The sequence below is a fragment of the Sphingomonas hengshuiensis genome (assembly GCF_000935025.1).
GTDB lineage: Bacteria > Pseudomonadota > Alphaproteobacteria > Sphingomonadales > Sphingomonadaceae > Sphingomonas > Sphingomonas hengshuiensis.
Window position 1 is genome coordinate 1,299,181 of record NZ_CP010836.1, and the last position, 12,980, is coordinate 1,312,160.

General features: G+C 65.6%; 9 protein-coding genes. 7 read left to right on the forward strand and 2 right to left on the reverse strand.

Annotated features, from left to right (window positions below; all coding sequences use genetic code 11):
* The first annotated feature begins 191 nt into the window (after positions 1-191).
* The 4 genes from TS85_RS05700 to TS85_RS05715 all read left to right on the forward strand — a co-directional run bounded on the left by TS85_RS05700 (position 192) and on the right by TS85_RS05715 (position 6,782).
* Positions 192-2,999, forward strand: a complete 2,808-nt coding sequence (locus tag TS85_RS05700) for a TonB-dependent receptor domain-containing protein (RefSeq protein WP_227698779.1) — start codon at positions 192-194, stop codon at positions 2,997-2,999.
* The gene (locus tag TS85_RS05705) at positions 2,999-4,279 is read left to right on the forward strand and encodes a serine hydrolase domain-containing protein (protein WP_052507770.1); all 1,281 of its coding nucleotides are present in this window, start codon (positions 2,999-3,001) and stop codon (positions 4,277-4,279) included. The genes TS85_RS05700 and TS85_RS05705 overlap by 1 nt, the downstream gene beginning before the upstream one ends.
* Positions 4,276-5,649 carry an MFS transporter gene (locus TS85_RS05710; RefSeq protein ID WP_044335942.1) on the forward strand — a complete coding sequence of 458 codons (1,374 nt, stop codon included), beginning with the start codon at positions 4,276-4,278 and terminating at the stop codon, positions 5,647-5,649. The genes TS85_RS05705 and TS85_RS05710 overlap by 4 nt, the downstream gene beginning before the upstream one ends.
* A gap of 77 nt (positions 5,650-5,726) precedes the next feature.
* Positions 5,727-6,782, forward strand: coding sequence for an amidohydrolase family protein (locus tag TS85_RS05715; RefSeq protein ID WP_044330944.1), 1,056 nt, complete (start codon positions 5,727-5,729; stop codon positions 6,780-6,782).
* A 169-nt stretch (positions 6,783-6,951) separates the two neighbouring features.
* Here TS85_RS05715 and TS85_RS05720 read toward each other — a convergent pair whose 3' ends face one another.
* A complete protein-coding gene (locus TS85_RS05720; RefSeq protein ID WP_044330947.1) occupies positions 6,952-7,491 on the reverse strand; it encodes a GNAT family N-acetyltransferase in 540 nt (179 codons plus the stop codon).
* Entirely contained in the window at positions 7,488-8,438 is a 951-nt protein-coding gene (locus TS85_RS05725) for a bifunctional helix-turn-helix transcriptional regulator/GNAT family N-acetyltransferase (RefSeq protein WP_044330950.1), read from the reverse strand. Before TS85_RS05725 ends, TS85_RS05720 begins: the two co-directional genes overlap by 4 nt.
* A gap of 143 nt (positions 8,439-8,581) precedes the next feature.
* Here TS85_RS05725 and TS85_RS05730 point away from each other — a divergent pair, with 143 nt between their 5' ends.
* From TS85_RS05730 to TS85_RS05740, 3 genes are all read left to right on the forward strand, one after another.
* Positions 8,582-9,163 carry a sigma-70 family RNA polymerase sigma factor gene (locus TS85_RS05730; protein ID WP_077228487.1) on the forward strand — a complete coding sequence of 194 codons (582 nt, stop codon included), beginning with the start codon at positions 8,582-8,584 and terminating at the stop codon, positions 9,161-9,163.
* A gap of 138 nt (positions 9,164-9,301) precedes the next feature.
* Entirely contained in the window at positions 9,302-10,297 is a 996-nt protein-coding gene (locus TS85_RS05735) for a FecR family protein (protein WP_052507772.1), read from the forward strand.
* A 162-nt stretch (positions 10,298-10,459) separates the two neighbouring features.
* Positions 10,460-12,958 carry a TonB-dependent siderophore receptor gene (locus TS85_RS05740; protein WP_044330955.1) on the forward strand — a complete coding sequence of 833 codons (2,499 nt, stop codon included), beginning with the start codon at positions 10,460-10,462 and terminating at the stop codon, positions 12,956-12,958.
* The last annotated feature ends 22 nt before the right edge of the window (positions 12,959-12,980 follow it).

A 12,980-nucleotide genomic window follows, 5' to 3' on the forward strand; every position in this document is an offset into this window, starting at 1 on the left:
AACTCGGTATTGGACGCTGGCGAGCGGGGCGCATAGCCATGGACGCATCGCAAAATCGATCTGGACCAGCCAGATAAAGAGTTGAGCGGCAGCAAGCCGCCACGGGCTGAGATCCGGGATACAGGGGAGAGATGAGGATGAGGCACTCAATATTGCGCGGCCGCCTGCGAGCGAGCGCCGGCTTGCCGCTGGTGCTCGCGGTGACGGCCGTTACCGGGATCACGCAGGCACAGGCGCAGGACGTGCCCCCAAGCGCGGCTGCGGCGGACACGGCGCTCGCGCAGGACGGCGCGCCCGCCGACGAACCCACCCAGGATATCGTCGTCACCGGATCGCGCCTTCAGGCAGCGGGCTTCACCGCGCCGACGCCGACCACCATGCTCGGGATCGAGGCCATCGCCACGCGCGCGCCGGTGTCGGTGTCGGAGGTGATCAACCGGCTCCCCGCGGTCCGTAATTCGGTCAGCCCGTCCGCCAACCAGCGCCAGTTCGGCGGCGGCACCTCGCCGGTCGACCTGCGCGGCCTCGGCCCGGTGCGCACGCTGACGCTGGTCGACGGCAACCGCTTTACCCCCACGCTTGAGGACGGCACGGTCGACACGTCGCTGATCCCGGTCGGCCTGATCGAGCGGATCGACGTGGTGACCGGCGGTGCCTCCGCCGCCTATGGCTCGGATGCAGTCGCGGGCGTGGTCAACTTCGTGCTCGCCAAGAAGCTGAGCGGCGTGCGCATGTCCGCACAGGCCGGCATCACCGAGCGTGGCGACGGCGCGACTCAGTCGCTCAACCTGGCGGCGGGGACCGCGTTCGCGGGCGGTCGCGGCCATGTCATCGCCGGCGTCGACGTGACGCGCAGCGAAGGCGTTGGCATCATCCTGAACCGCGAATTTGGCCAGTTGATGCCGGGACAGATCACCTATGGCACGGCGCGTGCCGCCGGCACGCCCGCGCTCGGGCTCGTCACCGGCGTCAACTATTCGACTCAGTCCGTGGGCGGCCTGATCACCGCCGGCCCGCTGCGCGGCCAGGCGTTCGCCCCGGATGGCAGCACCTACCCGTTCCAGTACGGCACGGTTTACAGCAACCTGATGGTCGGTGGGTCGAACCCGGGCAGCGAAGTGTTCCACTGGCCGATCCAGACGCCGCTGAATCGCGTCGCGGCGCTCGGTCGCGTCGAATATGAGCTGACCGACGGCGTCACCGCGTCGCTCGTCGGCAGCTATGGCAGGACCCAGGCGGACACCTACACCGGCTATAACCAGAGCAGCTTCATCATCTCGCGCGACAATGCGTACCTTCCCGCCGCCACGCGCGCGGCGATGATCGCGAACAATCTTCAGACGATCACGGTGGGCCGTCTCCTGACCGAGAATGGCGGCGTCCCGCAGCGCAACACCTTTGAGACCTGGCGCGTCGTCGGCGGCCTGTCCGGGCGTCTGGGGAGCAAGTGGAGCTGGGACACGAGCGCCCAGTACGGCGAATCGCAGAACGAGTTCCGGTTCCTGTCGCAGGTCATTCCGGCCAACTATCGCGCGGCGGTGAATGCGGTGCGCGATGCGAGCGGCAACATCGTCTGCGGCCCGATCGCGACCAACCCCAATCTGACGCCTGCCCAGCGCCTCCAGGTCCAGCCGGGCTGCGTGCCGATCAACATCTTCGGCCAGGGCGCGCCTTCTGCCGCCGCGCTGTCGTACATCGCGCCGGAGACCTACCATGCCTGGACCAATCGCCGCCTGGTGCTGGCGGCGAACCTTCGCGGCTCCCCCTTTGCCACCTGGGCGGGCGACGTCCAGGTCGCAGTAGGCGGCGAGGCCCGGCGCGACGAGCTGATCGCGACGTCCGACCCGCTTTCGCTCGCGGCGATCGCGGCGGCGGCCAATTATGGGGCGTATCGGGGCCGGGTCAACGTGACCGAGTTCTACGGGGAAGTCGGCGTGCCCCTGGCACGGGACATGGCCTTCGCCCAGTCGCTGGAACTGAACGGCGCGGTTCGGCGGACCGACTATAGCACCAGTGGCGCGGTCACCACCTGGAAGGTCGGCCTCACCTATGAGCCGATCAGCGCCATCCGCCTGCGCGGCACCTGGTCGCGCGACATCCGCGCGCCGAACCTGTCGGAGCTGTTCGCCTATACCGGGTCGGGCGTGTCGGTGAACAGCACCGTAAACCCCTTCAACAACCAGACCGGCGCGCTTGCGACGTCGAGCAATGGCAATCCCAACCTCAAGCCCGAAGTCGCCAAGACGAAGAGCGCGGGCATCGTCTTCCAGCCGGACTGGACCTGGGCGCGGGGGCTGAAGCTGTCGGCGGACTATTTCGACATCGACGTCCGCGGTCTCATCACCCAGGTCGCTGGGACGCAGGTGATCGCGCGCTGCTATGCGGGAGAGACGGTGTACTGCCCGCAGATCCAGTTCGACAGCTCGACCTTCGGCATCGCCAATGTCCAGCAATTGTCGTTCAATCTGAACCGCCTGCGTACGCGTGGGCTGGATTTCGAACTCGCCTATCGCCTGCCGCTGCCCGAGAGCGCCGGCCGGCTCGACCTGCGCATGCTCGCCACGCGCATCCTCGAACTGCGGACCTATGATCGCGGCACGGTGATCGAGCGCGCGGGTTCGCTCGCCAATGGCGGCCTGCCCGAATGGGTCGCGACGGCCGACCTGACCTATGCCATCGACGGCTTCTCGTCGACGCTGAGCGGACGCTATACCCAGGCGGCGATCAACGACGTCACGCGCATCGGTCCGGACGATCCGAACTACAATGCGGCACTGCCCAACAGCGTCAACATCAACAAATTCCCCAGCGCCGTGTATGTCGACCTGAACCTGCAACAGCGGATCACCGCCGGGGGGACGGAGTTTACTGTGTTCGGCCTGGTCGAGAACCTGTTCGACAAGGCGCCACCCACTTTCGCCGCGACCGGCATCCTGACGGGCAATCCCTATGACCTGATCGGGCGGCGCTACAAGCTCGGCGCGCGGGTGCAGTTCTGATGCATGCGGCAGGGTGCGGGCAGGGGGGGCAGACGCGCCGGCTGCGCGGGATCGTGGCGGTGTCCGCGCTGATCGCGACCACCGCCGTCCCCGCAGCGGCGCAGACGCCGCCTGCGGCGTACACCGACGACGGACAGGTGCCGTCGGCGGTGCAACAGCTACGGCGGCACCGGGTCGATGCGACGCTCAACGCGCTGACCTTCCGCAACATGGACGAAATCTTCGACACCCGCGTCGTCCCGCGCAGCGGCCCGGTATGGGCGTTGCCACGCCGCGACGCGGCGGCGCTTCCCGGCTACAGCTTTGGGGGCGAGCGCCGTGCGGGCGAGGCGTTCATCGACCGCACCTTCACCAACGCACTGCTGATCATGAAGGACGGCAGGATCGTTTTCGAACGCCATTATAACAATGGCGGCGATGGCGATCACTACATCGCCTATTCGATGTCCAAGACGATCACTGCGATGCTGGTCGGCATCGCACTCGACAAGCGCCTGATCCGGTCGATCGACGACCTCGCGTCCGCCTATGTCCCCGAGCTCAAGAACACCGCCTATGACGGCGTGACCATCCGCCAGCTTCTCCAGATGCGGTCGGGCGCCGACGTGCGCGAGAGCCGCGGTACCGTGGACGGGCGCAAGACCGAGGGACAGCGCGTGTTCGACGACGTCGTAGTCGCCGGCCGGATGCGCTTCGCCGAGGTCGCGCTGGGCGCCCCGCGCGCGGCCCCGCCGGGATCGCGCTTCAACTATTCGACCTTCGACACCGCGATGCTAGGCTGGGTCCTGGAACGCGCGACGCGCCAGCCGGTCGCGACATTCATGACGACATGGCTGTGGGAGCCCGCCGGCATGGAATCCTATGGCTATTTCCTCGCCGACGGCCCGCCGGGCGTCGGTCGCGAGATGAACGGCATGGGGTTCAACGCAACGCTTCGCGACTATGCGCGGCTTGGCCAATTGATGCTGAGCAAGGGCATCGGGCCGGGCGGGCGGCGCATCCTGCCGGCAGGATGGGTGGAGCAGATGACCACCATCATCCCCTTCGCGCCCGACGCCAGCCGCACGTTCGGTACCGGCTATGGCCTGCAGCTTTGGCGGCTGGACGACAGCACCGCCTATGCCGCGGTCGGCCAGCAGGGACAGTATATCTATGTCGATCCGGAGACCCGCACGGTGGTCGTCAAGCTGAGCTATTATCCCCCCGATGCCGGGCCGGAGGTTGCCGCCGAAGCGGTCGCCTTTTTCCGCGCCGCCGCGCAGTGGACGCCGGCGCCATGAGCGCCGCCGTGCGACCCGCCGCCGATCTCGACGCACTCGTCGACGGCCAGCGCTTCGGCGCGTTCAATCTCGGCCTGCTGTTCTGGTCGTTCGCCGCGCTGTTCGCGGACGGGTTCGAGATCTCTTCGCTCGGGCTCGCGACGCCGCACCTCATCCGCGAATGGGGCGTCCCCGCGAGCAGCCTTGGCCCGATGCTGAGCGCGAGCCTGGTCGGCATCTTTGTCGGCGCGCCGCTGCTCGGCACGCTCGGCGACCGCTATGGCCGGCGCCTGGCGATCATCGTCGGATGCGTGTTGTTCGGCATCACCACCCTGGCCGTCGCCTTTGCGGACGGCGTGACACAGGTCACCATCCTGCGCTTCCTGACCGGAGTCGGGATGGGCGGCGTCATGCCCAATGCGATCGCGCTCAATTCGGAACTCAGTCCGAAGCGGCTGCGGGCGGCGCTCGTCACGCTGATGTTCCTGGGGATCAGCGCGGGCAGCGCCACCCCACCGCTGGTCGCGCTATGGGGCATGGCCGAATATGGATGGCGGCTCATCTTCGTCGTCGGCGGCGGCGTCGCCCTGGTCGCGGCGCTGGGGCTGTTCTTCTTCCTGCCGGAATCGGTGAAGTATCTGCACCGGCGGGGGGCACGCGATGCGGAGATTTTGCGCGTGCTGCGCCGCATGCGCCGCGACGTCGCGCTGCCCGAGGGCACCCGCTTCGCGCCGCCGCCCGAGCAGCGCGCCGGCGAAGCCTCGATCGGCGCGCTGTTTCGCGGCGGGCTGGCGCCGATCACTTTGCTCCTCTGGCTGTGCTTCGCAACCGCGCTGTTGGCGAACTATTTCCTCAACAGTTGGCTGCCGCTGCTGCTGGAGATGAAGGGCGTGACCGATCGCGACGCGGCGTTGGTCGTCACCTGCTTCCATGTGGGCGGAACGCTCGGCGGCATTGCCATGGCGGCGCTGCTCGGACGGCTCGGAATGCTGGCGGTTGCGGCGTTGCTGCTGCTCGCGGCACCCGCGGTGGTCGCGTTCGACCTGCCGCAGCTCCCGGCATTCTGGCTCGGCCTGCTCGCCGGCTTTGCGGGCTTCGCGATCCTCGGCGCGCAGTTTGGCTGCAACGTCACGGCGGGTATGGTCTATCCCACCGCGTGCCGCGCCAAGGGGGTGGGCACCGCGCTTGCCGTCGGGCGGATCGGCTCGGTGCTCGGGCCGCTGTTCGGGGCGCAGATGCTGGCGCTGAAGGTGCCGTTGACCGTGCTGCTGCTCGCGCTGGCGGGACCGATGCTGCTTGGTGGTCTTGGCGCACTGGCGATCGGCGTCATCACCCGGCGTCGCTCCGGCAGCTTTCGGATCACGGAGGCCGCGGAACCCGCCGCCGGATAGCCCGCCAGACCACACAAGATGAGCCCGTCTTCAGGAAGACCGGGCCGACAACCCACAGGAAAGCAGAAGGAACGAGCATGTCGCATGAACTGAAGACCGGCGGCGATCGAGGCTATCTCCGGATCGCGACCGAGGAGACTTTCGCAACCCGGGGCCAGGTCGATACCATCCTGCGCAGCGTGCGCGACGGCACCGCGGACAAGGGTATTCGCTCGCTATGGGGCTTCTACGGCACGAGCCAGTCGCAGCGTGCGACCGAAGTTCTTGATCGCCTGCTCGATCTGGGTGCGCAGCGGATCGCGCATATGGACGAGGCGGGGATCGATCGCGCGATCCTCGGGCTGACTGCGCCGGGCGTCCAGCCCTTTCCCGACGTGGCGGAGGCGTGCGCGCTGGCGCGCGACGCCAATGACCAGCTCGCCGCCGCCGTCCAGGCGCATCCCGACCGCTTCGTCGGCCTGACCGCCGTCGCCCCGCAGGACCCCGAATGGTCGGCCACTGAGATCCTGCGCGGCGCCCGCGACCTGGGGTTCAAGGGCGCGATCATCAACAGCCACACGCAGGGGCATTATCTCGACGAGCCGCAGTTCGATCCCATCTTCCGCGCGCTCGTGGAGGCCGATCAGCCGCTGTACCTGCATCCCTCGACGCCACCGGACAACATGATCGATCCGATGCTCGAGGCGGGGCTCGACGGTGCCGTGTTCGGCTTCGGGGTCGAAACCGGCCTGCACCTGCTGCGACTGATCACGATCGGCATCTTCGATCGCTACCCCACGCTGCAGATCATGGTCGGCCATATGGGAGAAGCGCTGCCCTATTGGCTCTACCGCCTGGACTGGATGCATCAGGCGGGCGTGCGCGGTAAGCGGTACGAACGCATGAAGCCGCTCAACAAGACGATCCAGGGCTATTTCCAGTCGAACATCCTGGTGACGTCGAGCGGCATGGCATGGGAGCCTGCGATCAAATTCTGCCAGCAGGTGATCGGCGAGGACCGCGTGATGTACGCCATGGACTATCCCTATCAATATGAACTGGCCGAGGTCCGCGCGATGGACGCCATGGACATGCCGATCGAGACCAAGCGCAAGTTCATGCAAACGAACGCGGAACGCTGGTTCAAACTATGAGAACGGGCACCGCTTTTTCTGCGGGCTGACGGCGCTGGCGCTGGTTGGACGAACGTTGGCTGGCGCCCGCAGGTCTTCGCCATGGCGCGATATCTGCGAAATTCCTACGCGAACGCCATCGAAGAGTGGAACAGGATGGTGACTGCCGCATGCCGCACATCCTGGCGTGCTATTCGCGCAAATATTTGCCCATGCGAAGGAGCGGCACCGAGACCCCGTCCACGTCCACTGCGGCGGGTTCGATCACGCGGTATCCGCATGCCACATAGAGCGGCTGCCCGCTAAGTGTCGCCATTAGTTCCACGCGGGCGAAACCTTCGGCGGCAGCCGCCTTTTCGCACAGGTCAAGGATGCGCCTTCCTACGCCGCGCCGGACGAAATCCGGATGGGTGTACATCGCCCGGACTCGCGCTGCATCCCGAAGCGGATCAAGCAACGCCGCATCACGCGACGCGCTGTGGTCACCGCCATAGAGCGTCGCACGTCGGCTCCACCCGCCGCAGCCAGCAAGTACGCCGTCCTCCTCCACCATGAAATAGGTTTGATCGTGGATGAGCTGGGTATCGAGCCCCATGATCGCACGGCTGGCCAGCACCTGCTCGTGCGACAGGAAGCCGATTTGGAGTCGATCAATCGCCGCTGTCATGAGATCATGGAGCGCGACGAGGTCTGCCAGTGTGGCGAGCCTGGAGGTGACGTCGCCGATCATATTGCCAGGCCCTCTTGCGCGGTCTCGCGCTCCGACGGTGGCGCGAGGCGAAGCTGCCACCGTTCCCCGGTGACCGCTTCGCCGAAATCATGATGGACGGCGGTTTCGATCCGCTCGAACCCGTGCCGGGTATAAAGCCTGCGCGCGGTCTCCAGCACCGCCTGCGTCCAGAGCGTCAGCATCGCGTAGCCCGTGTCCCGCGCGAAGCCGATGCAGGTCCCGACCAACGCATCGCCGATGCGTCGTCCGCGCGCGAACGGCTCGACATAGAGAAGGCGCAGCCGCGCGATACCGCCACCTTCGTCGGTCAGGAAGATTGATCCGGCCATGACGCCGTCAACTTCCGCGACCCAGCATTGCTCGCGTCCTGGCTTGAAATCACGCAGGAACGCAGTCGTCACCTCGCTTTCCACCACCTCCAGGCCGCGTCCCCAGCCATGACTGTCGGCGTAGAGAATCGACTGCCGAGCGGCGATCCGGCCCATGTCACCGGTCCGGAACGGGCGGATGGTGAAGCCCGATGGGGGCGTAGCGTCGAGCAGGAGGCGGGCTCTTGCCAGCGCCTCGACCAAGTCGGCCTGTGCGACGGGATCGAGCCGCGCGATCATGCCCGCCACGGCATCGCGCTGGCGCGCATCAAGCAGCGCGAATGTCTCTCGCCCCGCCTCGGTCAACCGGATCGGACGAGTCCGGGCGTCGGTGCCGCGATCCCGGATGATCCAGCCACGCTTCTCGAAACGCGTGAGGATGCGACTGACATAGCCGGCATCCATTCCCAGGCTCGCCTGCAGCGCATTGGCGCTTCCCGGTTCATTCACGGCAATCTCGAACAGCAGCCGCGCCTCGGGAAGCGTCGCCTCGCTGCCCAGGAACCGCGCATCCAGCGCGCCGGCCAGTTGCGTATAGAAGCGGTTGAAACTGCGAATGGAGGCAATGGCGTCGGTCATGCAATCAACTGCACCAGAATACTTGACGGAGTCAATCATTTCATGCTGCCCGGGCAGGACGCGGAAACGTCGGCTCGTGAGAAAGAGCTGATGGAGGACCGACCTTGTCGGCGAAAGAGGTCTATTGCGAGTGACTCGCAGTTATGCAACTGGAGATCCGGTATGCGCCTGCCCGATTGGTGGAGAGGCAGGGACAGGAGGCCTCAAGAATCGTGTCGCAGGAAGGCGCCGCATTGAAGCTATTCCAGTCGCATCGTGCGTCGCTGGTTGACTATGCGCGCACAATTACGGGCAACGAGAGCGCAGCGGAAGATGTGGTGCAGGACGCATGGCTGCGCTTCCGGAACGCCTGCAATGCGGTGACGCTGCGCGAGCCGCTGCATTACCTATATCGTATCGTCCGGAATCTCGCGGTGGATGAAAATCGTCGTACTGCCCTCGAAGTGTCGCGTTGTCCGGTGGATGTGGAGGCAATCACCCATTCGATCGCCAGCGACGCGCCTTCGCCTGAAGACATCGCGATTGCGCGCAATGAACTGAGGCTTGTCCGCGCCGCGCTCGGCGAATTGCCGGAACGCACGCGGATCGCTGTGGAAATGCACAGGTTCGGCGGGCACACGCTCGCGCAAATAGCCGGCTCCCTGGGGATTTCGGTCGGGCTCGCCCACACGCTCGTTGCCGATGGCATCAAGCATTGCCATTATCGCCGCAAGCGCAGCAAATAACATCATGGGCTTTATTCTGAAAATCCAGGCGGGCAGACCTGTCTATAGGGCATGGGCGACAGTCCTCCTCCAAGGCGATCTGCACGATGGCGCGCGCGGCTACGGCTTGTCGCGGGCCGGGATTGCACCTTGCCGGTAATGGACGAAGCCGAGCGTATCCTCGATGAAGCGACCGACTGGCTGCTGGCACTGACCGAAAAGCCGGGTGACCGGCTGATACAGGTACGTTTCCAGCAATGGTTGGCGGCAGACAGGCGGCATGGCGAAGTTTGGGAAAGCCTCAACCATAGCTATGATCTGATCGGCAAGACGCAGCCGCAAAGGGCGCGGCGACCGGAAGACGGCGCGCGCGCGCCGTCGCGGCGCTGGTTCCGGCAGCGGGAGCGGGGCGGGCGAGGATCTGGGCATCCGCTCCAGGCTCTCCGCAAGCGGCGCGTATTGGCGGTTGCCGCTTCGGTTGCGCTGGCAGTCTGGTTGGCGCCGGAAGCCGTGCTTGCCCTGCAGGCCGATCACCGCACGGGTACGGGCGAACTGCAGGTCGCCAAGTTGGAGGACGGCTCTATCGCGCAGCTTGGGCCGGGGTCAGCAATCCGGGTCCGCTATGCCGGAGGCGAGCGCAGGATAGACCTGCTGGCAGGTCAGGCGCTTTTCGAAGTGAAGCCCGACAAATCCCGCCCGTTCCGGGTCCATGCCGATGACGTTACTGTTACGGTTCTGGGAACCGGCTTCGATGTTCGCCGCTTGCCGTCCAGGACCGAAGTGGGTGTGCGGCATGGGCGCGTGCGAGTGGATCGGTCCGCCTATGCGGCAAGCCCCGTGTTTCTCTCGGCCGGCGACTTTGTGGCGATTGGCGAGGAGGGCAAGGCCGTGACCGACCATGTCGCACCGCAACTCATCGCATCCTGGGCCCTGCGCGAGGTGAACGCGCGGGACCGGGCGGTATCCGATGTGATCGACGATATCCGGCCCTGGTATCGGGGCAAGATCATAGTGGCGAGCACGGCGCTGGGCAGACGCCGGGTCAATGGCGTCTATGATCCGCGCGACCCGTCCAAGGCAATCCGTTCGATGATCCTGCCGCTGGGCGGCGCGGTCACCCAGATTACCCCGTGGGTTATCGTCGTCCATGAGTAAAATCGCATAAATTCAAGGAGATGGGTTCCGTCTCCGAAAAAATCGCAAAAAATCTGAAAATTGGTTGGCTTCACAGAGTCCTTGTAGCGAGGGTTGTGCGGATGCGAATCATTATCAATTGATCGCATGCCGGCCCGATCTGGATGATTCAGGGATATCGGAATGCGACTGATGAATGGACGATGGAATACACGGCGCCGCTCGATGGGGATGGCGTTCCTTCTGGCGACCGGGTCCGGTGTGGCGGCATTCGCCCCGGCGCTTGCGATGGCCCAGGAATCGGCCTCTGCCCAGTCGTTCGACATTCCCGCACAGTCGCTGCCCGATGCGCTGATCCTGTTCGGACGCCAGGCCGGGATCGAGGTGACGGCCGAGAGCGTCAATACGCGCGGGCGATCCACCCAAGGCGTGTCAGGCACGTTCGCGCCCGCCGACGCGCTTTCGCAACTCCTCGCGGGCACAGGCCTCACCTTCCGCTGGCAATCGGCTCGGTCGGTCGTGGTCGAACCTGTCCCGCAGGCAGCCGGAGGCGCAATCCAGCTTGGCCCTGTGCGCGTGGAGGGAAGTGGCGGCTCGGGCGCGGTGGCGCTCGCCTCGCCGATCAGGACGAGCGATCTGGGCGCCACGGAGGGCACGGGAAGCTATCGCTCGCCGGTGACAACCACGGCGCTGCGCATGCCGCTGACCCTGCGCGAGACGCCGCAAAGCGTGACGGTCATCACGCGCCAGCGGATCGAGGACCAGAACATTACCGAGATCGCCCAGGCCTTGGCGCAGACGGTGGGCATCAATTACAATCTCGGCGGCTCACCGGACTCCGATCAGAGCGGGCTTTATTCGCGCGGTTTCGAAGTCAATAACTGGCAGGTAGACGGCATTGCCCGGCCCACGGCCTATGGTTTTGGCGATGGCTATGCGGACATGGCCATTTATGACCGCGTCGAGGTGATCCGTGGCGCATCCGGCCTGCTCAATGGTTCGGGCAATCCCTCTGCCACCGTCAATCTGGTTCGCAAGCGTGCGCCGGGCGACTGGCAGGTGCAGCTGGAAGCGCAGGGTGGCAGCTGGGATTATGTCCGCGGCCAGGTCGATGTAGGTGGTCCGCTCGACAAGGATGGGCGCGTCCGTGCGCGCGCCGTCGCCGCCTATCAGGATGGCGGGCTTAACATCGATCGCGCCACGTCGCGCCGGAGCATCTTCTACGGCACGGTGGAAGCCGATCTGACCGAGACCACGCTGCTGCGCGCGGGCGTCGATTATCTCAATCGCAGCGCCGACGATGCCAACATGGCCGGCGTGCCGATCGTCACCACCGACGGTACGCCGACGGATTTTTCCCGTTCGCGCAACACCGTCACGGACTGGACGCGCTATGATCGCGATTCGCTCAGCGCATTCGCCTCGATCGAGCAGAAGCTGGGCGAATGGTCGCTGCGCGCCGATCTCGACTGGACGCGCAAGACCTATGACATGGTCTTTGGCTATGCCTTGCGGGGGGCTTTGAATGCGGACGGCACTGGCGTGGGCATCTGGCCCGGCCGCTGGGCTGACAAGCAGCGCATGACCAGCCTGGTCAGCACCGCCTCCGGGCCGTTACGGATCTTCAGCGACGACGATCTGCTGATGGTCGGCGCGAGCCATTACGCCACCAAGGAAGGCGGCGACGACTATCAGATCTGGTATTTCGACGGCTATGATCCGTCGATTCCCAACTATTATGATTGGCAGGGCGGTGGCTTGCCCGAGCCGGATTGGCCCTATCTTGGCCAGTTCGGCAATAATGAGAAGCAGACGGCCGCCTTCGCTACCCTGCGGGTCAAGCCCTTGCCGATGCTCTCGGTCATCGCGGGCGGGCGCCTGACCGACTGGCGCCGCGAATATTGGAACCAGCCGACGGGCGAAGATCGCACCGTCAGCCCGACATCGGTGAAGGGCGAGTTCACGCCCTATGCGGGCGTGATCCTGGACGTGACGTCCAATGTGTCGCTCTACGCCAGCTATACCAGCATCTTCTCGCCCCAATCCTATCGGGACGCCAATGGCGAGTATCTCGATCCGCTGACCGGCAAGAATTACGAGATCGGCGCCAAGGCGGAATTGATGGACGGGCGGCTCGCCCTGTCGGGGGCGTGGTTCAATATCCGGCAATCGAACTTCCCGGTCTATGTGCCCGATGCCGTGGGGCCGACGGGAGATTATGTCTATGAGGCTGTGGACGGCACCCGATCGGAAGGCTTTGAACTGGAGGCGACGGGCGAGCCGCTGCCGGGCTGGAAGATCAGTGGCGGGTTCAACCATGTGAAGGTCGAGGATCGCGACGGCGCGGCGCTCAATACGCAAGTGCCGCGCGACAGCCTGCGCTTCCTGACCAGCTATGACCTGACGGGCGCGGGCGTGCGCGGGCTCACGGTGGGCGGCAATGTGCTGTGGAACAGCCGGACCTATTCCGACATCAGCTATGTGGCCGATGGCCTGACCATCGCGGAGCAGAAGGCCTATGCGGTGGTGGACGCCTTCGCCCGCTACGCGCTGACGCCCAACCTGTCGCTGTCGGTCAATGCCAGCAACCTCTTGGACAAGCGCTATTATTCCAGCGTCGCCTATTTCGCGACGTTCGGGGAGGCGCGCCGCATCGTCGGCACCTTGCGCGCGAAGTTCTGAAGGTGGGTGTGACCGGAGCCGC